The organism is Clostridiaceae bacterium (genome assembly GCA_012840395.1).
In the GTDB taxonomy this organism is placed as follows: domain Bacteria; phylum Bacillota; class Clostridia; order Acetivibrionales; family DULL01; genus DULL01.
In genome coordinates this window covers 17,701-42,333 of sequence record DULL01000010.1, presented here as the reverse complement: position 1 = coordinate 42,333, position 24,633 = coordinate 17,701, and the positions used below count along the sequence as shown (strand labels likewise).

The window sequence follows — 24,633 nt, the reverse complement described above, 5'->3', positions numbered from 1 at the left end:
TATATAGGACAAGAAGGATTATGCACAATATATCATGATTACTCAAAAATCATGATGTATAATTAAATTATAGAAAGGCTGAAATTCAATTGGTTGATTATCCTGAACCAAACAACAGAATAAATCTGCCAAGTATAAACAGCGCAGTTGTTATACCAGCCTTAAATCCTGGCCATAACTTGATCAACTTGGTAAATGAACTTCTAAATTATGGCATACCTCAAATTATTGTCGTAAATGATGGTAGTGAATCTACATATAATAGTGTATTTCAGGCCTTAGAACAGATAAAAAACTGCACTGTCCTTACTCATAAGGTGAATTGTGGCAAGGGAAGAGCTTTAAAAACAGCCTTCTTGTATTTTATAGATCATTACCCAAATTTAGATGGCGTAGTTACTGCTGATGCTGACGGACAACATGCAGCAGAAGATATATGCAATATTGCCGAAAAATTATCTATTTACAAGAATTCTATTATTTTAGGCGTAAGAAATTTTCAGGAAGATAATGTCCCAGAACGAAGTTATATTGGTAATACAGTAACCAGCAGAGTTTTCTGGTTCCTTTATGGCTATTACTTAAGCGATACCCAAACAGGTCTAAGAGGAATACCGACCAGTGAACTTAGCTGGATTACAGAACTTAAAGGTGAACGTTACGATTATGAAATAAACATGCTCATTTACTCAAGATTCCGCAATATCCCCTTGCATTTGGTACCAATTAAAACACTTTATATTGATAACAATTCCGGTTCTCACTATAAAGCAATAAGAGATTCATTCCGAATCTTTCGCTGCCTTGTTTACGGGATCTTAAAACAAATGCTGGCAGCCATATTTTGTGGTATCCTTGACCTGTTTGTATTTTTTGTGTTATATAGTACAGTTTTTGCTGGTTTTCAGGCCCTTGCAAGAATTTTTGCATGTGCAGCTATTGCCAGGTTACTGTCTGCTGCCTGTAAATATATTATAAGTAGAAGTACCTTTATTGCTGGCATAGGCAAATTGAAATATACTTTATTTCGCTACTATATTTTATTGTTAGTAATGACAGTGTTTTCTTGCGGATTGATTTACCTGGCCAGCTTGTTCAGCCATATTAATATTGTTATAATAAAATTAATAGTTGATTTTATCTTAGGATTCATAAGCTATCATATTCATTTGCGCTGGATTTCAAATAAAAAGTACAGCTCAGGCCCGCTTGCTTCTAAGAGCGAGAATAATGGATTTAATTCATCTGTATAAAATTGCCAGAAGGAAAATGAAAACAAATGAATGAAATAATAAGAAAAAACATTTTTAACTTTTGCCGTTTTTTACTCCGATGTTTTACCCGCCATTACAGGGTTTGTTATACAACAAAAGATATAGATGAACCTGCAGTTTATCTTATTCACCATCAAAACCTGAAAGGACCGCTTATAAGCATGGCTTGGTTTGACAGGACTGTCCGTCCATGGGTTTTAAGCGTATTTTGTAACCATTCTGCATGTTTTAGGCATTATTATGAATATACCTTTACGAAACGATTTGGTATTCCCAAAATTATAGCTGCGATTATTATTTATCCTTTATCATTTTGTGTAGCAGCCTTAATGAGAGTTGCACAAGCCATCCCTGTATACCGCGGTTCAAAGGATATTTTAAAAACTTTTAAACAAAGCATATATGCCTTGACCAGTGGTCAAAATATTTTGATATCCCCCGATATTGATTATACAGACAAAAGCACAAATATTGGAGAATTGTACAAAGGTTTCTTAAACCTCGAAAAATTATATTTTGAGAAAACAGGCAAGCATCTCGCCTTTGTCCCTTTGCACATAAAAAAAAGAGAAAGATATATCCTGGTAGGGAAACCTGTTTATTTTATTGCACAAGATAATTTTAAAAAGGAAAAAGAAAAGGCCTATGCCCGGCTGAAACAAGAATTTTTAACTCTGGAAAACATCAGTTATGGCAGTTTCAAATTATAGGTGCTAGCAGCATTATTTCTTCATTTTCTCTATAAATAGTATCAAACTGGGTAATTGATATAGGATTTCTTCCTAAGCCTACTTCAATTGTATATCCCGGTCTCCTGAATTCTTCAATAAACCAATCTTTATATCCTGCATATGCAGCCTCTAAAGGTGTGAATGCAAGTTCATATCCGCTGGCTCTGGCAAAAACCTGGCCGATTTCCTGGGCACGAGGAACAAATATATTCTTATAGAGCCAGTAAATAACCCTTCCTTGAGTATGGTAAGCAATTACCAATTTAAAATTATGCTGTCTTGTAAAATTAACCATAGTCTGTGTTTCTGGTTCTGAAAGTGGTGAAGGACCTCCATACCTGGTCGGGCCGGGGCCCGTTATGCCTAAAGAAAATTCTTGTGCTTTAGCCTCTTCCCAGCTTGCAGGGTAATTCCGGTTTAAATCCACACCTCTTATATTAGCTTGCCACACCTGTGAGAAAGGAAGGCCTGTTCTGTTCCATGCAAGAAGTTGTTGATAGTATGGATTATCCGGTTTTAATCCTTCAAGTACTAAACTCACTCCATCAGGATTTACCATAGGTATTATATAAATACTGCTTCTGTTCCATATATCCCGTATATTATATCCTCTAATGCTTGAATTGGTTGAATATGCCCGGCAAAAGTTCTCTATGAACTTCATTAAAAGTGGTGTGGTAATCCATTCAAGTCCATGGTGAGCCCCGTTATAATGCACTTCTGTTGCTCCGGTGCCAAGTCTTATATAATACAGGTTTCTGCCAAGGACACTTTGACCTGCTACACCCACTTCAATAAACGGATATCTTGCCTTAAGCCCTTGTATATCTCTTTCCATAATACTATAAGTATAGTCTATGTCTGTAAAAACTACGTCTATTCCATAAGGCACAATAATTCTTTGCCCCACTCTCAGGGATAAGGGATCAATACCTGGATTAGCTGTCAGTATAGCGTTCACGGTAGTATAATATCTTAGCGCTATAGTGTATAAAGTATCACCCGGGCGGATTATGTAAGTATCATAACCAATTAAAAATCTCTCAAATATTCCCCATGTTGCAGGTCCTACTATTCCATCGGGAACAAGTCCATTATCTCTTTGGAATTCTAATACAGCCTGGCGGGTCCGTGAACCAAATATACCATCAACCGGTCCCGGATTATACCCTATTCTGGCCAATAGGCTTTGTATTAGCTTTACATTCGGCCCTGTTGAACCAAAAGTCAAAGTTTCCATTATTTCACCATACAAATTTTATTCTTCCTATATATAATATTATGTAAGAATAAAATGTTTCCTTTATTACTAAGTTATTATCATATATAATAAGAAAACAAGGAGTATGGTGCTAGCCAACCTCCTTGATTTTAACCTCCTTAAATTATATCTGGCTAAAAATTTAATGTCTGGCAAATAATTTAACTAAACATTTTTTCTAATAACCATAAGCCGTTTTCCTTTAGCATTTTTACTTTTATTATCTTGTCTTTCTTTCCTGCAGGTGAATCATCAACTGTATAGATGGTAATAGTTGCACTGTTTTTGCTTATATCACTTACTTCGTAGCGGTATTCATTCCAATTAACATAATACCCCACACCTGCATCCTGGTTTATATCCCCATGCAGCTTACCATCTTTGTCAGTATACCGTACGCTACTTAACAGCGTATCAGCTTCACTTTTCACATATATGCCTCTTATATAATTTTCAAGATCAGAGAAAGTTCTAAACCTGACATCTTTTACAGGAAACAGGGACTGTCCTTCAGGAATATTTTCAGGTATTTCCAATGGAAGCATGGAGAGACCGTATATATTGCAGAAGACATCTATATTGTCTTCAATTAACCTTCCTGCCTTAATAATAATATCTCTTTCATCCTCTGTCAATTTAACAGGTAAAATTTTAATGGCAAGATCTCCTGCCTTTTCGTATGGGAGTTTAAATGATGGTATACCTGCAGCGTATGGACCAATAGCATAAGTTTGATAATAGAATATTATTCCATCAGAATCCAGGAAAAAATCATTTTCAGAATAGTATTCTTTTACACCTTTCTCATAGTCCTCAAAATAGTACATTTCTGCCTCTTTGTCATTTTTTATTTGATTAAGTACAACATCATAAACCTTTTCAAGACTTTTTTCTTTGCTCAATCCAAAAATATCTGTCAAAGCAAGCTTTTTACCGGTTTTTACATCAAAAGTCTCAGAAGCCCAGTAGTTGGTGGGATGTGCTCCTCCGGTATTATCATAGCCTATATGCAAAACTGACATCAGGTTGTTTCCATTGTAAGAAACACTAGCCTCCCTCACATAAGCAAAGGGGAAAAAATCCAATCCGGCTTCCTGCATGTTCTTCTTCCCTTCCAAAGCAACCTCTTTTCCCTCTGCTACAACAGTATTGATAAAATTGTTAACATATGTTTCATAATAATCATTAATGGCTGCAATACCCTTGCCGTTTTCCGGATTATCGATATAAGGAAAAGAGAGTCTAAAATACACCAGATCAGTACCATCATCTTTAATAACATTTCTGTATACTTTGTAAGATATTTTTAATGGTTGTGGTTCTGTATCAACTGTTGAAGTGTTACCAGAAGGGGTGGTATTACCGGAGTTTGAATTGCCAGAGACTGTTGGATTAGTTTCCAGATTAGATTGTTTTGACCTTCCGCAACCAGAAAATAAGTTAATAAAAAGCGATATTACAATAAACAACACCAATATTCGTACAGACCCTTTCATTTTATCCCCCTATTCTACATATTCTTAATTTAATTAGATTGTAATATTTCCGCTAGACAATTTCAATAAAATTGAAATTACTCCATATTATTACATGTAAAGGATGTTATCCCTATGTATTGTTTTATACAAACTCTTTCTAATATTGTTCTATGTACTTTTATTATCAATATTTCCCCACCGGCTTCTATAACCTTCAAGTTGTCTTACCGGGTCCAGCTCTTTATCTTTTTTCATGTATTCAACCAGTTCCGGGTCAAGATCTGTAGCTGTAATCAAGTCTTCAAGGGCTTTATTTACATGATTTAGCTGAGCATAAATGCATGCCCTGTTATAATATAAATAGGCCTCCCTGTTATTGAAATTAATTCCACGGCTAATAACATCAATGGCCTTTTGAAAATCACCATTTTCTTTATACAACTCACCCAGATTTAGATAACTATATGGATAATAGGGATTCTTTTGTATAGACTGGTGGTAATATTCCTCAGCCTTTTTGTAATAACCTAGCTTTCCAAAAGCTACTCCCATGTTAAACAAAGCTTTAAAATGTCCCGGATTAATTTGCAAGGATTTCCTGAACATTTCAATTGCAAGATTGTCATTACCTGTTTCTTCATATATTGCGCCTAAGTTATTATAAGCCCAAAAGTCATCAGGCACAAGCTCAATCACCTTTCTATAATATTCTATGGCTTTTTCTTTATCTCCTGTCTCATCGTAAATATTTGCAAGGAAAAAATAAGCCCGGTCATAATATGGATTAACATTTATAGCTTTTTCGTAATACTCAATTGCTTTGTCATATTTTTTTAAGTTATCATACAATACAGCTATTCCATATAATGCTCCTGCCACATTAGGATTGATAGACAGTATCTCCCGGTATTTTTTTTCGGCAGAATCATAGTCTCCTAAGCGGTCATAGACAAGACCCATATTCATTAGCAGGTCAATATCAGGAGTCCCTTTAAAGGTTAAATAGGCTTTGTTATATAATTTGATAGCTGCCCTTGGCCATCTTTCCTTTAACAAATTGCCTATCATTTCATATAATTTAGTCATATATCTAATACCTTCCGTTATTTTTCTTAAACCTTTTGCCTCAAATATTAAAAAAATAAAGTATTAATTGTTGTTTGGTATTTGGGTTATATTAATAATCACTTTATCCTTCAATATAAATTATATACAAGTTTTATAAAGATACGAAAAAACACTATAATATAATCATTTACAAATATGAAAAAATGGTCTATGTCTTTTTATAGTGTATATAATTGCTTTCTTTTTAATTGGCTATTCCAACTGCCACTGTTAAAAATACTTCAACTCAACCGGTATTGTGAATATCATGGAAAAGGCTGTAAGTTTTAATCCACAGGTTTACGTGGGAGGTTATCATCTTTTTAATCCACTAACTAAGAAAACAGTTGATAAATGCTTATTAGATGAAATAGTAGAAAATTTGAAAAAGTATCCACAGGTACAATTTTATACTTGTCATTATCCTTGAAAAAAAGCATATAACTATTTGGCTTCAAAACTACCGAATATGCATAATCTGTCTTGTGGTAATACAATTTAGTAATGACCTAAACAACCATTAACAGATTCCCACATGCGACACTTTAAAAAATTGCCCGCTGACATCGATGCATCTATTTAACAAACAAAAGGAAGCCTACACTATTAAACTGAATATATGTCCCTTTTAGCTTCTAGATGCATATTCCAGAGCCTCCTTCAGCAGTGACTGGAATTTGACATTACTTTTTCTGTCTTTTATCGCAATCCTAAAGAATTTGTCATTCAAGAATTTGAAGTTGCTTGCATCTCTTATCAATACTCCTTTTTTGCCCATATATTCTTTAAGTGTCCTCACATCCAGTGAAGGCAAAGTTATTTTTATCAGAATAAAATTTGTTTGCGGTTCAAAGACCTTTATGCCATGGATACTGCTTAGTTCTTTGTAAAACCATTCTTTTTCCTCTGCTAGCCATAGGGCAGTCTTCTCAAGATACTGGCTGCAATTACTTAAAACCCTGGCTGCGCTGCATGCCAGCGAATTTATAGACCATGGCATTTTCCTTTTCCACATTGCATTTATAATATCAGTACTCCCAAGGCCATATCCCAGTCTGAGTCCGGGTATTGCAAAAAGTTTTGTAAAGGCTCGAATTATAAAAAGGTTGTTGAATTTACCCAGAGTATCCGTCATGGAATTTCCATTTCCCCCTACTGTGAGTTCAATAAAAGCCTCGTCAATTATTAAATAAATTCCCCTGGCTGAGGTAAACTGTAATATTCTATAGAGCTCTTTCCTCGATAGCAATGTTGATGTAGGATTATTGGGATTACAAAGCAGTAGGGCATCATATCCGGATTTGACTTCGTCTAGAAGTTCATCGATATTCAATTTAAAATTGCTTTTTTCTTTAAGTTCAAAAAAAACCGTTTCGGTACCTGAGACTTGCGCAGCCTGAATATACTCATTAAAAGAAGGAGCAGGAATCATAATTTTTTTTAGTTTCAGCACCTCAAACAATAGATAAATTATTTCCGAAGCACCATTACCAGGTATTATGCATTCCTCATCCACCTTCAAATATCCTGATATCTCTTTTTTCAGCTCTGTATATTCAGGATCGGGATAATTAATCAGATTATCAATGCCTGTTATCAATAATTCTTTAAGCCCTTCAGGCAAGCCTAAAGGATTAATGTTGGCACTGTAGTCCATAATGTCCTCCATCCTTATACCAAAGGTTTGTGAAGCCCTGTATATATTTCCTCCATGTATGTGCATTTAAATCCTCCCAGCCAATATAATTATTGTTATCAAACCTTCAAAAAGCACTGTCAAAAAAGTTGCTGCATACATAAGTCTGATAGTATCCCGTATATCTTTCCTTTCCAGATCTTTTACAGCATCCCCGATAGTGGGTTTCTCCACAGTCTGACCGAAATAAATGTTGGTACCGCCAATTTTAATACCAAGAGCACCTGCTACAGCAGCCTCCGGATACGCGCAATTAGGGCTCTTATGGTTATGCCTGTCCCGCAGCATTATTCTAAAACTTCCTTTCATATTTTTGCCGCATAACAGGGCAGCAAGGGGAATTATAAATCCTGCCAGTCTTGCAGGAATATAGTTGGCTACATCATCGGTTTTTGCCGAAGTTCTTCCCATATTGATATATTTGTCATTCATATATCCTACCATTGAATCCAATGTACTTATAGCTTTAAAAGCATAAACAAGAGGAGCGCTTATACCGAAAAATGATCCTATAAAGGTATAGATTAGCGGAGAAAGAATACCATCCACAGTATTTTCTGCCGTTGTTTCCACTACTCCACGGATTATTTCCTTTTCACTCAAGCCTTCTGTCTGTCTGCCTACCAGCATGGCAAGTTGCTTTCTGCTCTCTACGATATCGTCTTCCATCAGCTTTTTATATACCTTCATTGCCTCTTCTGCCATGCACTTTGCCGCAAGAGAAGAATATATGAAATAGATGTTCAAAATATGAAATAATACAGGACTAATCAGCAATGCAATTTTTAATATCAGATGCACCAGCAGGAAGGTTACCGATACTACAAACACCATAAGAAAAGTCCCTGCAATCCTTTCATGTTTTCCTCTGGTCTGCATGTCACCAGGTCTAAGTTTATCAATTATCTTTCTGAGAAATTTCTCCGTTTTCTTAATAGCCCATCCGATAATTCTCACGGGATGAGGAAGCCAGTAAGGATCTCCTAAAATCAGATCAAGAGTAAATGCTATAAATACATCAAACAGCAACATTGCAAGCAAGCTTTTCCCCCTCAGATTAAACATGTCTTCCAGGCGCAGAAATATGAATATATGTCCAATATCCTCATTCAGGAATAGTCAAAAGCCATTTACTATGTCATATATTTTCTTCATATCCAGGTTATCTCTAAGCAGTTGAGAAAGCTTATTGTACTGTTCTTCTTTATATTCCTTAAAACTTAGAGTAATAATATTTTCTCTATTAAGCCCTTTTCTTTTCCTCAGGTTGTTTATAATCCCTGAGGTAAATTCCATATTATCAAATATCCCATGGATATAGGTACCCAGCACATCTCCGTTTCTTACACCATCTATTTTGACATTGTGATGTCCCAGAACAGAACTGACGGTTAAGTATGGGATGCAGCCTTCCAGGTATTCAGTGGTTCCCATATGTATTTCATAGCCTTCTACCGTTATACCGTCAAGCCCTTCCAATATTCCATCATTACCTGTTATTGTTGCCTTTACCTGTGTTGTAACTTTCTTCTGCTGAAATACCGTTTTTATATTTAAAAGGCCTATACCTGCTATCTTTTCCTGATTCGATTCTACATGATAAGGATCTGCTATCTCCATTCCCAGCATTTGATACCCACCGCATATACCATAAATAACTGTACCGGACCGATAAAGTTTGTTAATCTCTGTTTCTAGGCCTGATTTCCTAATAAACAAAAGATCTTCAATAGTGTTTTTCGTGCCTGGAAGAATAATCATATCAGGCTTTTTAAGGTTTGTCACCATGTCCACATATCTGAGCCTGACTCCATTTATATTTTCCAGTGCGTTAAAATCAGTGAAATTTGATATATGTGGCAGCTTAATGACAGCTATGTCTATTTCTCTGACTTCAGAATCTTCCTTTTGATTAAATCTCTCAGCCAGACTGTCTTCATCTTCTATATTAATTTTTGTATACGGAATGTCACCCAATACGGGAACCTTGATTATATCTTCCAGCATTTTTAAGCCCGGTTCCAATATCTTGATGTCCCCTCTGAATTTATTAATAATGGCACCCTTGACCCTGGCCCTTTCTGCTTCTGTCAATAGCATCATGGTCCCGGCCAGTGAGGCAAAAACCCCTCCCTTGTCAATATCACCTACAAGAATCACAGGAGCATCGGCAATCTCTGCCATACCCATGTTTACAATATCCTTGTCTCTAAGGTTTATTTCAGCAGGGCTTCCGGCTCCCTCTATGACTATAATGTCATTTTTTTCAGCAAGGCCGTTATATATGTTTTGAACCATATTTGCAAGTTGCGGCTTGAACTCATGATACTCCACAGCTGACATATTACCATAGACACTTCCGTTGATTATCACCTGTGTCTTCTTATCGGTAGTAGGCTTCAACAGAATCGGATTCATTTCAACCGAAGGCTCAACACCAGCTGCTTCAGCCTGTACTACCTGAGCCCTGCCCATTTCTTTCCCTTCTTTTGTGATATATGAGTTTAAAGCCATATTCTGAGATTTGAACGGCGCCACTTTATATCCATCCTGCCGGAATATCCTGCACAAACCGGTTGCAATCAGGCTTTTACCGACAGATGATGCCGTCCCCTGTATCATGATACATTTTGCTTTCATAGGCAAAACCACCTCTTATCCCTTGTTTCCATACTGTTGCTGTGCTGTTTTTTCTGCTTTTCCTGATACTGAAACAGGCAGGAATATTCTCCTTCATTTCTATTGTTGAATAATGAAATTCATGTCCCCTGATTTTCTCGCCTTTTGCTGCTAGAACATTATCATCAACAATGTCTATTTCACATATCCGAACCTTTGCAATGTCTTAGTCATTATACTTACACCAGGTATTATACCGACCATGTTAAATTTCTCTCCGGCACTGTTTATTATGGCTTCCGACATGTACATAAGCCCGCCGCATTCAGCATACGCCGGCAAACCGCTTTCAAGCTTGCTTTTGATATTCACCCTGATATCTGTATTTTCCTCAAGCTGTTTAGCAAAAACTTCAGGATAACCACCACCCAGATAAAGTCCGTTGATTTCATCCGGAAGCTGGCTGTCACTAAGAGGGCTGAAGTATACTAATTCTGCTCCCAGCATTTCCAGCAAATCAAGATTTATATCTTTGTTAAATTCCATAAACCCTTTTATAAGTGGCACTATGCTTAACGACATGCCTTATAAAATTAAAACCTCTCAACTTAGAATCGTTAAGAGGTTATATTTATCCGGAAATACACAATATATACATATATACAACACCCCCTATCGCTCGTAGAGTTCATTGGTGATAAAGAACAGGCAGGTCTTCTGGCTTAAGTATCATCATCCTTACTGCCTTCCCAGTTTCCCAGTGGCATTTATGTAAGAACTCCTCAATTACAGCGGCGGGACCGCGTGGGATTCTAACCCACTTCCCTTTTCACCGGCTATAACTTGTATATATAATTATAGCCGACACCTGTTCCAGCAATATTAAGTTCTATAAACAGACTAATTTATTTTTGGATTGTTGTCAATTTAGTTTTGTATTTTTTATATGATTTTTTTACATTCAGAATCTTGTAATCCGCGAAAAACAGACATCTGTTATCATTGGATATGGCCATACTGGTATTGTAAATATCATGGAAAAACAATTGATAAACGTTTATTAGATAAAATAGCAGAAAACTTGAAGAAGTATCCACAGGTACAATTTTATACTTGTCATTATACTGGAAAAAAGCATATGCCTATTTGGCTTCATAACTACCGAATATGCATTATCTGTTTTGTGGTAATACAATATAATAAAGCTATCTTTTCAAGCTTTTTGGTGTCAAGTTTGACCAAGCAACCGCTCAGGTGCATGACAAGTCCTTTGTGTTCCAGGTATATCGAAGTTTTCCTGTATAATCCGACGGACTTTTCATCGAAATTAGATATTATCCCAGGCTGATGTTTCTTTTGTTCAGTTGAATCATTGTTTGTGCTATAATACTGTCATAATGCAAACGATGGATATGTGGAAAGAACAGGTTGTGTTTATATGGAGAAATTAAAGAGGTTTCTTTTGTACTACCGCCCTTATAAAGGCATGTTTTTCATGGATATGTTCTGTGCGCTTATTTTGTCGGGTATTGACCTTTTATTTCCATCGCTTGTCAAGTATCTGATGGATGAAGTGTATAGCAAACACTTTACCGACTTGCTGGAAATAATGTTCTTGTCTTCAGCAGGGCTTTTGATACTTTATATTATACGTTATTTCTGCCAGTATTATATTACATCATGGGGCCATATAATGGGAGCACGTATGGAAGCAGATATGCGCAGGGATCTTTTTAATCACCTCCAGAAACTGTCATTTTCATTCTATGACAACGCAAATACAGGCAAACTTATGTCACGTATAACAAATGACTTATTTGACATTACAGAATTAGCACATCATGGTCCGGAGGACGTTTTCATTTCGTTTGTCAAAATTATGGGTGCGGTCATTATTATGCTCACTATGGATGTAAAGCTCACTCTGATCCTTTTGGCCCTAACGGTCTTTATTGTTGTATTCACAGGTTACTACAACCTTAAGATGCGCGCTGTATTCAGGGAAAACAGGCAAAAGATTGCCATTGTAAATGCCAAGGCCCAGGACAGCCTGGCAGGGATACGGGTTGTTAAGTCTTTTGCAAATGAAGATATCGAGTTCTGCAAGTTTAATGAGGGAAACAGGCAATTCCTTGAGACGAAGGAAAGCAGCTATACCATCATGGGCAAGTTTCATTCAGGCAACCAGTTCCTCCAGGGAATACTGTATTTATCCGTTCTCGTATTTGGAGGCATATTTTTAGTCCAGGGCAAAATTTCCGTATCCGATTTGGTTGCATACATCCTGTTTATTAATGTTTTTCTGAATCCGATAGAACGGCTTGTCAATTTCACTGAAACCTTCCAGCGGGGCATGTCTGGTTTTGACAGGTTACTGGAAATACTGGATACCAAGCCTGAAATAGTTGATAGTGAAGATGCGGAAGAATTAACGGATGTTAAGGGAGAGATTGTTTTTAATAATGTATCTTTCAGTTACAATGACAAAACTGTTGTGCTGGAAAACATAAACCTCACTATAAAAAAAGGGCAGACCGTTGCCTTAGTTGGCCCTTCGGGGGTGGGTAAAACAACGTTCTGCAACCTTATCCCAAGGTTCTATGAAGTTAATGAAGGTTCCATAACTATAGACGGAAAGGATATTCGCAAACTTACCCTCAGCTCCTTAAGGAAAAACATAGGAATGGTTCAGCAGGACGTTTACATGTTCTCAGGTACAATAGCGGAAAATATCCTTTACGGCAGGCCGGACGCTTCAATGAAAGAAGTGATTGAAGCTGCAAAGCTTGCAAATGCTCATGATTTTATTTTGGAATTGGAAAACGGTTATGATACCTTTGTGGGAGAACGGGGGGTAAAACTATCGGGAGGCCAGAAACAGCGGATATCAATTGCCAGGGCTTTTCTAAAAAATCCTCCCATATTGATACTGGATGAAGCGACTTCTGCACTGGACAATGAAAGTGAAAGACTTGTACAGGAATCCTTAAACAAACTTGCGCATGGGAGGACCACACTGATTATAGCCCACAGGCTTACAACAATCAAAAATGCCGACAATATAGTGGTGCTTTCCGCCAGAGGCATTGAGGAGCAGGGAACTCATGCCGAATTAATGGAAAAAGGCGGTATGTATGCATCACTGTATAAGGAGGGGTTTTCATATGAGGGAATTGATAAGGCAAAATAAGTGAATAGCATGCAATATTAAACTTTTAATTACAGAAAGGGGTTAACCATGAAGGATTTAATTAATAAACGGGATTCATTCAATAAAATAGGATTTATAGGTACCGGAGTTATGGGCTCAAGTATGGCCCTCAACTTAATGAAGGGTATGTTACGGTAGACCATTAGTTATTGTATGTGATATTGACAACAACATATTTCTTCCCAATTTAACATTTCTATCCTCATTGTTTTCTAATCCCCATAGAATATCACTTAAGCCCTTTTTTATACAAACTATTTTTATCATTAGTTCTTTATTCTCTAAAACATCAGCACCATATCCCCTGAAAAATGCATCCTTCCCATTGGGGCAGTCAGGAAAATATCTTTCAAAAAGTATTGCAAAATTATCTACATCAATACCCCAAAGCATATTTTCAAAATCTATCATACCTGTAAAATTTTCATCTTCGTCAACTAACCAGTTACCTGGAGTAGAGTCCCAACTTATTGGAACAGGAATACTATCTTTGAATACCTCAACATTTTCTAGTGCCCATTCAGCTAATCTAATCTCATCAGCATTATAGTAATTTAAATCTAACCCTTTATTGTACATCTCTATTATTGAGTTTTTAACATAGTAGACTGGGTCAATATGATAATAAATCTCTATAGGATTTCCATTTTTATCTGGTCTTCCAAACCAATCTCATTTAAATCTTGAATGAAGTAATCTTGTTAGTTCACCAGCCTTAAAGTATGCTTTTTCCATTTGAACAATACTCAAATTAGCTTCTCTCATGATAATGCCTGGTAACGTAGAAATTAAAATGCCTTGCCAGTTCTCTTCCTCAAAAACTTCAATCAACTCTGGAGCATATGGAGCTAAAGCTAGAATCCAGTTTTGGTAAGCATAGACTTCAGGATGCCATCTGCTTTTCCTTGAGAAAGTTTTTACAAAATAAAATTTCTGCTTGGATTTGATTTTCCATACTCCTGTCCTATTGCTTCTTGGTCTGTAATTGTTAATTATTTCATACTCTCCTAATAGCTTAGATAGTTTGTAATGCAACTTCTCTGGAGTCACTTGATTACTCATTCCCATCATCTCCCTTAAAATAGTTCAAAAAGCATATAAACCCGTTGAATGCTACTGGTAATCAATATACTCCACCAGTATTCTACCACTCTTTTGTAACATTTACTAAGTAAATGAAAAAAGTGTGTCTCTTATAATGTTTTCCTTTATTTGCCTGTTACTATCCTTAAATAATCACATATCTTGAACATGTTTGGTACTGGTAAGTAGTCCGGTGTTTTCACAACTTTTCAAGCTGAATATATAATCCCTTTCTTTCAAATAATAGTTTGGTGGTAAATATAAATAATATTTTACTTTAAAAATCCAACAAACTATAAAATTATGAAAGGAAGGTGATGCCCACATGTCAACTAACAAATATGTTAATAGACTAATCCACGAAAAATCTCCCTACCTTCTGCAGCATGCCCATAACCCTGTGGATTGGTATCCCTGGGGTGAAGAGGCCTTCGCTAAAGCTAAAGCAGAAGATAAACCTATCTTCCTTTCCATCGGCTATTCCACCTGCCATTGGTGTCATGTTATGGAGAGGGAGTCTTTTGAGAACGAAGAAGTAGCACAGCTGCTGAATCGGCATTTTATATCCATAAAAGTAGACCGGGAGGAACGTCCCGACATTGACAGCATATATATGACTGTATGCCAGGTTCTTACCGGAAGCGGAGGCTGGCCCTTGACTGTCTTTATGACTCCTGATAAAAAACCTTTCTTTGCAGGGACGTACTTCCCTAAAGATGACAGGTATGGTATGTATGGCCTTATAAGTCTATTAAGAAGGATAAACAAATTATGGACCGAAGACAGAGATTCAATTATTAGTTCAGGAAACAACATAACGGATGCAATAAAAAAATATAATGAATACGAAGAAGGCCTTCCCTCAGAAGAAGCTATAACCACAACATTCAGAAGCCTGGAGCAAAGTTATGACGAAGAATATGGAGGTTTCGGAGTTGCCCCAAAATTTCCCACACCCCATAATCTGCTGTTTCTATTAAGGTACTACTACAAAACAGGTAATGCAAAAGCACTGGAAATGGTGAAAAAAACTCTTAACTGCATGTATAAAGGAGGCATCTATGATCATATAGGATATGGTTTTAGCCGCTATTCTACTGACAGGATGTGGCTTGTGCCTCACTTTGAAAAAATGCTGCATGATAATGCACTTTTAGCCATTGCATATTTGGAAACATTCCATGTTACCGGACAACCGCTGTATGAAAAAATAGCCCGCCAGATTTTTACGTATATTCAAAGGGATATGACTTCACCGGAAGGAGGTTTTTATTCAGCTGAAGATGCAGATTCCGAAGGTGTTGAAGGGAAATTCTATACCTGGAGTAAAAAAGAGATAATGGATATTCTTGGAGAAGAAGAAGGCAGAAAGTTTTGTGAAATGTACGATATAACAGAAGCCGGTAATTTTGAAGGAGTAAATATACCTAATCTTATAAAAAGTATAAAATTTGACAAGGAACTTTATGATTTTAATGATGAAAAAAGCAGAACCGTTCCTCTCTTCATTCATAGAGAAAAAAGGATTCATCCACATAAGGACGATAAGATTCTTACTTCCTGGAACGGTCTTATGATTGCAGCTTTCGCTATCGGTGGCAGAATTCTTGGGAACGAGAGTTATACGCAGGCTGCAGAGAAAGCAGCGTCCTTTATTTTTTCAAAGTTAATACGTGAAGATGGGCGCCTTATGGCCAGGTACCGGAATGGAGATACTGCACATCTAGCATATGTAGATGACTATGCATTTTTAGTATGGGCTCTCATAGAATTATATGAAACAACCTATAATCCTTTTTATTTAAAGAAAGCTCTTGAATTAAACGACAACATGCTTTCCCTCTTTTGGGATGATGATGGTGGAGGTCTGTTTTTATATGGAAGCGACGGAGAAGAATTGATTGTTAGGCCAAAAGAAATCTACGATGGTGCAACTCCTTCAGGTAATTCAGTTGCTACGTTTAACTTTTTGAGACTTGCAAGGTTAACCGGCAGACCGGATTTAGAAGAAAAAGCTCAAAGACAGTTCAGGACTTTTGCATCCTATATCAACAGCGCCGGATCAGGACATGCTTTTATGCTCATTGCACTTCTGTTTTCTCTTGCCGGATCAAAAGAAGTAATAATTGTCGATGGTAAAAACTCATCTGAATCTGACAAAAAAGCAATTTTTGATGTTATACAGCAAAAATTCATGCCTTTTACCACTACAATTTTCTATAGTCAGGATAATAAGGATATTACAGATATAATGCCTTATTTAAAGAACTATTTTCCTCTGGAAAATAAAACAACAGTTTATGTATGCGAAAACTTTTCCTGCAAGAAACCGGTAACAAGTGCAGATGAGTTTTCCGGACTAATGCACTAAAATCACAAGTACCGCAGGCGCTGGTCTTGAGCTGCAGACAGCGAAAGACCTGCACCTGCCTTTAAATAATTTACCCATAAAAGTATTCTGAATGCAGGAAATGTTGTTCCTCCTGCTTGAATACGCTTCCTCGATAAGGCTCCTAAATCAAAGTCCCTTCTTCTTTTAGAATATCAAGTATAAGCCTTTTAATCGAATTAAACTTCTCAGAAGTAATTATATCCTTGTTTCTTGGTTTAGGAAGTTCAACTTTCAGTTCGTATTTCACTTTTGCCGGCCTGTCGGTAAGGATATATATCCGATCTGACAGGAAAATTGCTTCTTCAATATCATGGGTAATAAAAAGGACAGAAGTGTTTAATTTTTGTAATATTTCAATTAGCCAGGAATGCATCCTGGATTTTGTTATTGTATCCAGCCCTCCGAAAGGCTCATCCAACAACATTATTTCCCTGGACAATACATATGTCCTCATAAGAGCGGCTCTTTGCTTCATGCCTCCTGAAAGCTGGAAAGGATATTTATATTCAAAACCTTCCAATCCAAATATTTTAAAATATTCAGCTACTTTCTCCCTTGCTTTTTTAGGCCTCTCCCCTTTTATAACCAAGGGAAGAGACACATTATCTATTATTTTTCTCCAGGGAAGAAGCAGATCTTTCTGATACATATAACTAACCTTCCCTGTTTTACCTGTGTAATTCTCACCATCGATCAGAATTTCTCCCTTATCAGGCAAGATAATCCCTGAGATAATGTTAAAAATTGTCGTCTTGCCGCTTCCGCTTAAACCCAGAATAGATACTAATTCATTTTCCTTCAAGGCCAGGGAAACATCCTCAATTACAAGAACATCTCCAAAAGACTTTCTTATATTACTTACTAGAAGTTTTGTAGTATTATTTGTATGATTTTTATTACCTAAATTGTCATATTCAATATTATGGGAGAAATTCATTAGTAAAAGCTCCTTTTACATCAAGTTTGCTCTCCAACAGTCCATTTTCAAACATCCAGTTTCCATATGTCTCCCAAATTTCTTCTTTCATTACGCCCCATTTTTCTGCATCTGAAATATATTCATTGGCCAGATACTTTTGACTTGCTACAGCAATGTCCTTATCAATTTCTGGAGCTGCCTTAAGCAGTGAATTTACTGCGTCTTCAGGATTATTTATTGCATATTCATATCCTTTGGAGGTAGCCTTTAGAAATTTACTTGCAATCTCAGGATTTTTCTCCAGGAAATTTTCACTTGAAATAATAACCGGAGTATAGAAATCCAATTCAGGTACAACATCCTGCAATTTTATAAAATTAATGGGAATATTTTTTATTTCTGATGCAACTCCATCCCAGCCATAGTATATCCATGCAAAATCTACATCTCTTTGTGTTGCTGCAAAGAAATCAGCTTCGCCTATATTAACCATGCTTATTTTGCTGAAATCTCCTCCAACTTTTTGCATAAGTCCTTTCAGCATTGCTTCTTCTGTTGGAGAACCCCATCCTCCGTATCTCTTTCCTTCAAAATCTTTAGGACTTTGTATGCCTTTTGATACCGGTGAAGCAAATCCGGAAGTATTATGCTGAATGATTGCGGCAACTGCCTTTATTGGTAATGGATCTTTTGCAGTTCTTGCGTATGTAACTTCTTCCTGATAGCTTATTCCGAAATGAGCTTGTCCTGCTGCCACCAAAGCTGCGCTTCCTCCTTCGGAGGGTTGAAGAATATTTACATTTAAGCCTTCTTCCTCATAATACCCTTTATCTTTTGCTACATATAAACCTGTATGATTTGTATTTGGAACCCAGTCAAGAACAATCGTGATATTTTCAAGCTCTGCTTTATTCTCTTCCTGGTTACTATTATTTTGATTGTTTTGAGTATCCTTCTGACCTTTAGAGGTACATCCTGTTATCAGTATTATTGCAAAGATTATTATTATAGAAAAAGTAAATATTTTATTCTTTATTTTCATAAATTCTTACCTCCCGAATTATTATCTTTAAATAGCTTATACCATGGCATTGTTACATTCTCCAACAGTGAGATTGCTTTGAACAATCCCAGGCTTAAAATTACTATAAGTAATACAGCTGCAAACATCTTATCCAGAGCATATGAATGTTTGACTCTTAGCATATATATTCCTATTCCCTTTTCTCCGCCAAGCCACTCAGCTATTACAGCCCCCATAATACTATAGGTAGCTGCAATTCTCAGACCGGAAAAAAAGTTCACCATTGACGCAGGCAGCTTTAAATATCTGAAAATCTGTACTTTCTTTGCACCCATCGTTTTAAATAAGTTCAGCAGGTCTGTATCTACTGAATCCAAACCATCTACCAGGCTCACAACTATAGGAAAGAAGCAAACAAGAAAGACTACTATTACTTTAGGAAGAAGCCCTAAACCAAACCATACCGCAAACAATGGCGCAAGAGCAATAGTTGGTATAGTCTGCGACACTACCAGCAAAGGATAAACTGCTTTTCTGATAATGATTACATTATCCATCAGCAGGGCTATTATTAATGAGAAAATAACAGCCGCTCCAAATCCTAAAAAAGCTTCCTTGAGCGTTATCGCAAGATGCTCCAGTACATCGGGGAACATATCCGCAAGTACAATAACAATATCTATAGGAGATGGAAGTATGAATCTTTCCACCATACCATTTTCAACAACCACTGTCCACAGTACCACAAGGATAGCTGTAAAAGCAAGAGGTATAATCTTATTTTCTATATTTCCTGATTTTTTCATCAATACTCACGCCTTCAGGCTTGTATTCTATTTTTACAACTGATATTACCCCTGTTGCTCCATGTTTTATACAAATATGCTGAGCTTCCTTTACTATTTCCATCAGGTGGTCCAGCTCGCCTTCCATTGTTGTTTCCATTGGTCCAACCTCATACTTTACTCCGCTTGCCTGAATATATTCAATAACTTTGTCAACAACATAATAAAGTTTTTCATCTGGAACTTTCGGAAGTACCTGTAAACTTACGTTTGCTATCGACATATCCTTCTCCTCGCTTTTTTTAGTCGTTTGTATATTGTTCCTTAAATAATCCAGATTATTTAAGCTAATACAATAATTTAGAAAACAAATAAATAACCCTTTACTCCCGAACCGGAAATAAAGGGTAAAATATTGTCCAATTATTTATTTCGATAATATCTTCCCTCCGCCGGCATTATCCGGTTCAGGTAATATGGGTCGGAACCATACAGTTCCCTCTCAGCCGAATTAATTCAGCTCCCCAAGTATATTATTTATTTTATAACAATATTAGTACAACTATTAAATAATGTCAAGCCTTTGAAAAATGCTTACTCATTCTCCTATAATTTTAACAAGGACTCTTTTCCTTCTCTTTCCGTCAAATTCTCCATAAAAAATTTGCTCCCAGGGTCCGAAGTCCAGCTTTCCTCCTGTAATTGCGACAACTACCTCCCTGCCCATTATAGTTCTCTTTAAATGGGCATCAGCATTGTCTTCGAATCCGTTATGATAATACTGATCATAAGGTTTTTCAGGGGCGAGCTTCTCCAAAAAAATTTCAAAATCTTTATGGAGTCCGCTTTCATCATCGTTAATAAATACACTTGAAGTAATATGCATGGCATTACATAAGAGCAATCCTTCTTTTATTCCGCTTTCTCTGAGACAGTTTTCAATGATTGGAGTTATATTTATAAACTCTCTCCTTTTTTTTGTTTCAAACCATAATTCCTTTCTGTAGCTTTTCATAAAAACCTCCCATTAATTGGATTATCTATATAATGTATTTTTTTCAACTGGTTCAGATAAAAGAGTTTTACCAGTACCATTACAATAAGGGCAGTCTACATTTAACATTGTCTGCAGCTCCTGCCTTACTTTTTTTCTGGTCATCTCTATAAGCCCCAGGCCTGTCATTCCCACAACGGTGGTTTTGGTTCTGTCCTTCTTCAATGACTGTTTTAATTCATCCAAAACCATTTGCTGATGACTTTCCTCATGCATATCAATAAAGTCAATTATAATAATGCCGCCTATATCCCTGAGCCTGAGCTGCTTTGCGATCTCCTTTGCAGCTTCCAGATTGGTTTTTAGAACTGTATCCTCCAGACTGTTTTTGCCGGTATACTTCCCTGTATTTACATCTATAACGGTAAGAGCCTCAGTTCTGTCAATGACAAGATATCCCCCGCACTTGAGCCATACTTTCCTTGAGAGAGCTTTCATGATCTTTGATTCAACCTGGTAAAAATCAAATAAATTATATCCATTATTAAAATATTCAACACGGTATTTAAGACCAGGTGAAATCATTTCTACGTATTCAAGAACTTTTTTATATTCCTGACGGTCATTTATTATAAACCTGGTAATATCTTTAGTGAATAAATCCCTTACTGCCCTGTATACAAGGTTAAAATCCCTATGTAAGCAGCGGGGTGCAGAAGAGACTCTCTCCCTTTGCTTTATTGATTCCCAAAGTTTGCAAAGAAAGTTTAGATCCTGTTTAAAATCTTCAGCCACCATACCTTCTGAAACAGTCCTGACTATTAGTCCCATTCCATCAGGCTTAATTTCTTCAGCAATTTTTTTTAGTTTATTCCTTTCTTCTTCGTTTTCTATCCTTCTTGAAATACCAATATAATTAGCATTAGGAAGTAAAACCAAATACCTTCCCGGAAGTGTTATATACGTTGTAACTCTAGGGCCTTTATTTCCAATAGGTTCCTTGATCACCTGAACAGTGATTTCCTGACCTGGTACCAGTATATCTTCAATATGAAACTCTCCGCCCTCCTCAAAAAGCTCTTCTTCCTCTTCTGCATAATTCGTTCTAGCGGATGCGTCTCCCACATATAAAAAAGCATTTTTTTCATATCCAATATCTATAAAGGCTGCCTGCATTCCCGGAAGAATACTTGAAACTTTTCCCCTGTAAATATTGCCTACGAGTCTTTCAGAGCTAGTTCTTTCAATATAAAATTCAACTAATTCTCTATTTTCGATAAGTGCGACCCTTGTTTCATCAATTCCTACATCAACGAGTATTTCGTTTGACATTCAACCACCTCAAAACAGTATATACCATTTAACATACTATCATAGGGTCAGAGGCTTTTCCATTTATATCAACAAATAATTCAGTTCTATGGATTTTTTTAATGATTAGTTTCTGGCCTGATACACTGTTAAAAGCCTCTATTAAGAGCTCCGGCTTTAAGTTTGCCTTACTGCCTGCGCTAAGGGTAAGTTTTAATTCATACATGGTTTTCTTATTGCTGCAGTTTTCTGAAGTCATATTTTCTAATGTCATATTATATGAAGTCTTATTTTTGGTTAAATCCAAGGGAAGAACCTGCATGAAAAATATCATCTTTCTGATATCAGTATCCTTCACCTTGCTCTTTGTTTCCTTTTTTACAATTATTTCTTGTTTATTCATAAATTGTTCTATACCTTTATTAATTTCTTCAAGGCTTGTATCCTTTTCAGAAATCACTCTTATACTATAGGATGCTCTGCAAATCTCCGCCATGATATTGCCTTTTGTTTTTTTCTCCCTAGCATCAATAATTTTTAATCCTGAAGGGAGTTGCGAATTTAGCCTTTCCATAAACTCCCTGGTTTCAATTATCTCTTCCAGCTCAAAATCAGCATATTCTGCTTCACTGGTCACTCCTACAGACAGGGGTAAACCGAAAACCATTTTCGGGTGAGGATTAAAACCCTGGGAATAAGAAATTGGTAATCCGGAACGTCTTAGAGCTCTTTCAAATGCCTTCATCATATCCAGGTGTGAAATATACTTAACTTCATCACCGCGTGTAAACTTTACCCTAATACTACTCAATACATATACCTCCCCCAAATATGGCTGCTCCACATCCCGAACAATTTACCCTGCAATTTTCCGTTAATTTCCCCTGATAGGCTTTTTTATTTTCTCTAATTAAATGCTGTTTGGTCACGCCTATATCTATGTGTTCCCATGGAAAAATCTCATCATACTCTCTTTTTCTGTTTGCATAGAAGGTTGGATCTATACCACATTCATTAAAGGCTTCCATCCATTTATTAAATTTAAAGTTTTCATCCCAGCTGTCAAATTTGCATCCTTTTTCCCATGCTTTAATAAGAACTTCACCTGTCCTTCTGTCTCCTCTCGCATAAACAGCTTCTAAAAAACTGAGTTCAGGATCATTCCAGGTAAAAATTATAGCTCTGTTCTTAATCTTATTTTTTAGTATTTTCTGTTTTTCTCTCAAAACTTCCATGGTATCCTGAGCTTCCCACTGAAAAGGGGTGAATGGCTTTGGAACGAAATAAGAAGTGCTCACAGTAACTTCCAGTTTTTTTCCTCTTTTCTCTTTTGGTGTCTCCCTGTAAATTTTTACAACCTTCTCCGCAAGATCTCCAATGCCTTCTATATCTTCAGCGGTTTCTGTAGGAAGACCCAGCATGAAATATAGCTTGACACTGCCCCAACCGCCTAAAAAAGCGGTAGAAACAGAATTCATCAGATCTTCTTCTGTTACACCTTTATTAATGACATCTCTCAATCTTTGAGTCCCTGCTTCAGGTGCAAAAGTTAGTCCTCCCTTTCTTACTTTCTGAGCTTTTTCCATCAAATTCAGGGAAAAAGAATCTATTCTCAGCGATGGGAGTGAAAGGCTTACTTTCTTTGGCTCCATGTCATCAATAAGATTCTGGGTCAGTTCTTCAAGAGAGGTATAGTCGCTGGTACTTAAAGATGTTAAAGATATTTCATCATAGCCGGTACTTTCTACCAATTTTTTTGCGGTTTCTGTAAGTTTCCCTGAAGATTTCTCCCTTACTGGCCTGTAAACATAACCAGCCTGGCAAAATCTGCAACCTCTTATACACCCTCTGAAAACCTCCAGCATTATTCTGTCATGAACAATTCCTGTAAAAGGAACTATGGGCTTTTCAGGGTAATATACATCATCAAGGTTTATTATTATCCGTTTTCTTATTTTGGCCGGATACCTGTCACTTTTGGGTATTATTTCTTTAATTGTGCCGTCGGAATTATAATTTATATCATAAAAAGACGGGACATATACCCCTTCTATGGCAGCTACCATTTCTAAGAAGTTTTTCCTTGGCAGCTTTTTACCTTTCCAGGATATATATGTGTCAATAATCTCATTAATTGCATCTTCTCCTTCTCCTATAAGGAAAAAGTCAATTACCTCTGCAAGAGGCTCCGGATTATAGGCACAAGGTCCTCCTGCACAGACGAATGGATGATTTTCTCCTCTTTGGGATGCTCTGATTGGTATACCTGCAAGGTCAAGCATATTGACAATATTTGTATAACTCATTTCATATTGCAAGGTAAATCCCAACATGTCAAAATCTTTTACCGGATCATGAGATTCCAGTGCAAAGAGAGGGATATTCTCACTCCTCATTATTCTTTCCATATCCACCCAGGGTGCGAATACTCTTTCACACCAGGTATCCGGTCTTTCATTCAGCAAATGATATAATATTTTCATACCAAGATGGGACATGCCTATCTCATATATATCAGGGAAACAAAAAGCGAATCTGACTTTTATTTCTCCGGTGTTTTTATGAACACTATTCCATTCATTGCCAATGTATCTTGAAGGTTTTTCTACACTCTGAAGTATTTCATCTGTTAGTCTTACTGTCATCCTGTCCTCCCGCTTCACTTTATACAAATAACAAGTCCACGCGTTAAAAAATTGTTGTTTAATACTATTATTTAATATTACCCAATTATACAATTTTTAGCAA

At 36.6% G+C, this 24,633-nt stretch carries 22 protein-coding genes and 2 riboswitches; of the genes, 5 read left to right on the top strand and 17 right to left on the bottom strand.

Annotated elements, in window-relative coordinates; all coding sequences use genetic code 11:
• Window positions 1-89 precede the first annotated feature (89 nt).
• Both GXX20_01125 and GXX20_01120 read left to right on the top strand, forming a co-directional pair.
• Entirely contained in the window at window positions 90-1,253 is a 1,164-nt protein-coding gene (locus GXX20_01125) for a glycosyltransferase family 2 protein (GenBank protein ID HHW30269.1), read from the top strand.
• 26 nt (window positions 1,254-1,279) lie between these two features.
• Window positions 1,280-1,984, top strand: coding sequence for a glycerol acyltransferase (locus tag GXX20_01120; protein ID HHW30268.1), 705 nt, complete (start codon window positions 1,280-1,282; stop codon window positions 1,982-1,984).
• On the opposite strand, the gene GXX20_01115 is transcribed toward GXX20_01120, so the two are convergent.
• The 7 genes from GXX20_01115 to GXX20_01085 form a co-directional block, all read right to left on the bottom strand.
• A complete protein-coding gene (locus tag GXX20_01115; GenBank protein ID HHW30267.1) occupies window positions 1,974-3,245 on the bottom strand; it encodes a LysM peptidoglycan-binding domain-containing protein in 1,272 nt (423 codons plus the stop codon). The genes GXX20_01120 and GXX20_01115 overlap by 11 nt on opposite strands.
• Before the next feature lie 182 nt (window positions 3,246-3,427).
• Entirely contained in the window at window positions 3,428-4,762 is a 1,335-nt protein-coding gene (locus GXX20_01110) for a DUF3298 and DUF4163 domain-containing protein (protein ID HHW30266.1), read from the bottom strand.
• 150 nt (window positions 4,763-4,912) lie between these two features.
• Complete coding sequence (locus tag GXX20_01105; GenBank protein HHW30265.1) at window positions 4,913-5,812, bottom strand: tetratricopeptide repeat protein; 900 nt, start codon at window positions 5,810-5,812, stop codon at window positions 4,913-4,915.
• 667 nt (window positions 5,813-6,479) lie between these two features.
• Window positions 6,480-7,574: a threonine-phosphate decarboxylase gene (locus GXX20_01100; GenBank protein ID HHW30264.1), complete on the bottom strand. Its 1,095-nt coding sequence runs from the start codon at window positions 7,572-7,574 to the stop codon at window positions 6,480-6,482.
• Window positions 7,575-8,579 carry a cobalamin biosynthesis protein CobD gene (gene cobD, locus GXX20_01095; GenBank protein HHW30263.1) on the bottom strand — a complete coding sequence of 335 codons (1,005 nt, stop codon included), beginning with the start codon at window positions 8,577-8,579 and terminating at the stop codon, window positions 7,575-7,577.
• Window positions 8,580-8,666: 87 nt separating this feature from the next.
• Window positions 8,667-10,187, bottom strand: coding sequence for a cobyric acid synthase (locus GXX20_01090; GenBank protein HHW30262.1), 1,521 nt, complete (start codon window positions 10,185-10,187; stop codon window positions 8,667-8,669).
• Window positions 10,188-10,361: 174 nt separating this feature from the next.
• The gene (locus GXX20_01085) at window positions 10,362-10,712 is read right to left on the bottom strand and encodes a hypothetical protein (GenBank protein HHW30261.1); all 351 of its coding nucleotides are present in this window, start codon (window positions 10,710-10,712) and stop codon (window positions 10,362-10,364) included.
• Window positions 10,713-10,855: 143 nt separating this feature from the next.
• A riboswitch (cobalamin riboswitch) is annotated at window positions 10,856-11,053 on the bottom strand.
• Window positions 11,054-11,604: 551 nt separating this feature from the next.
• Between GXX20_01085 and GXX20_01080 the strand changes: the two genes are divergently transcribed.
• Together GXX20_01080 and GXX20_01075 are read left to right on the top strand one after the other, a co-directional pair.
• Entirely contained in the window at window positions 11,605-13,356 is a 1,752-nt protein-coding gene (locus tag GXX20_01080) for an ABC transporter ATP-binding protein (GenBank protein ID HHW30260.1), read from the top strand.
• A 48-nt stretch (window positions 13,357-13,404) separates the two neighbouring features.
• Window positions 13,405-13,515 carry a hypothetical protein gene (locus GXX20_01075; GenBank protein ID HHW30259.1) on the top strand — a complete coding sequence of 37 codons (111 nt, stop codon included), beginning with the start codon at window positions 13,405-13,407 and terminating at the stop codon, window positions 13,513-13,515.
• On the opposite strand, the gene GXX20_01070 is transcribed toward GXX20_01075, so the two are convergent.
• Window positions 13,507-13,956, bottom strand: coding sequence for a hypothetical protein (locus GXX20_01070; protein ID HHW30258.1), 450 nt, complete (start codon window positions 13,954-13,956; stop codon window positions 13,507-13,509). The two genes, GXX20_01075 and GXX20_01070, sit on opposite strands and share 9 nt — an antisense overlap.
• Window positions 13,957-14,049: 93 nt before the next feature.
• Complete coding sequence (locus GXX20_01065; GenBank protein HHW30257.1) at window positions 14,050-14,439, bottom strand: hypothetical protein; 390 nt, start codon at window positions 14,437-14,439, stop codon at window positions 14,050-14,052.
• Between the two features lie 346 nt (window positions 14,440-14,785).
• Between GXX20_01065 and GXX20_01060 the strand changes: the two genes are divergently transcribed.
• Window positions 14,786-16,831 carry a thioredoxin domain-containing protein gene (locus GXX20_01060; GenBank protein HHW30256.1) on the top strand — a complete coding sequence of 682 codons (2,046 nt, stop codon included), beginning with the start codon at window positions 14,786-14,788 and terminating at the stop codon, window positions 16,829-16,831.
• Between the two features lie 142 nt (window positions 16,832-16,973).
• On the opposite strand, the gene GXX20_01055 is transcribed toward GXX20_01060, so the two are convergent.
• The 8 genes from GXX20_01055 to GXX20_01020 form a co-directional block, all read right to left on the bottom strand.
• Complete coding sequence (locus GXX20_01055; GenBank protein ID HHW30255.1) at window positions 16,974-17,789, bottom strand: ABC transporter ATP-binding protein; 816 nt, start codon at window positions 17,787-17,789, stop codon at window positions 16,974-16,976.
• Entirely contained in the window at window positions 17,773-18,813 is a 1,041-nt protein-coding gene (locus GXX20_01050; protein ID HHW30254.1) for an ABC transporter substrate-binding protein, read from the bottom strand. Before GXX20_01050 ends, GXX20_01055 begins: the two co-directional genes overlap by 17 nt.
• Window positions 18,810-19,601: an ABC transporter permease gene (locus tag GXX20_01045; GenBank protein HHW30253.1), complete on the bottom strand. Its 792-nt coding sequence runs from the start codon at window positions 19,599-19,601 to the stop codon at window positions 18,810-18,812. The genes GXX20_01050 and GXX20_01045 overlap by 4 nt, the downstream gene beginning before the upstream one ends.
• Window positions 19,573-19,863, bottom strand: coding sequence for a thiamine-binding protein (locus GXX20_01040; GenBank protein ID HHW30252.1), 291 nt, complete (start codon window positions 19,861-19,863; stop codon window positions 19,573-19,575). The genes GXX20_01045 and GXX20_01040 overlap by 29 nt, the downstream gene beginning before the upstream one ends.
• A gap of 144 nt (window positions 19,864-20,007) precedes the next feature.
• Window positions 20,008-20,117: riboswitch (TPP riboswitch) on the bottom strand.
• 61 nt (window positions 20,118-20,178) lie between these two features.
• Window positions 20,179-20,595 carry a YjbQ family protein gene (locus tag GXX20_01035; protein ID HHW30251.1) on the bottom strand — a complete coding sequence of 139 codons (417 nt, stop codon included), beginning with the start codon at window positions 20,593-20,595 and terminating at the stop codon, window positions 20,179-20,181.
• Window positions 20,596-20,616: 21 nt separating this feature from the next.
• On the bottom strand, window positions 20,617-21,906 hold the full coding sequence (locus tag GXX20_01030; protein ID HHW30250.1) for an Rne/Rng family ribonuclease: 1,290 nt from the start codon (window positions 21,904-21,906) through the stop codon (window positions 20,617-20,619).
• Between the two features lie 28 nt (window positions 21,907-21,934).
• Entirely contained in the window at window positions 21,935-22,696 is a 762-nt protein-coding gene (locus GXX20_01025) for a DUF2344 domain-containing protein (GenBank protein ID HHW30249.1), read from the bottom strand.
• Window positions 22,689-24,530, bottom strand: a complete 1,842-nt coding sequence (locus GXX20_01020; GenBank protein HHW30248.1) for a TIGR03960 family B12-binding radical SAM protein — start codon at window positions 24,528-24,530, stop codon at window positions 22,689-22,691. Before GXX20_01020 ends, GXX20_01025 begins: the two co-directional genes overlap by 8 nt.
• Between the last annotated feature and the right edge of the window lie 103 nt (window positions 24,531-24,633).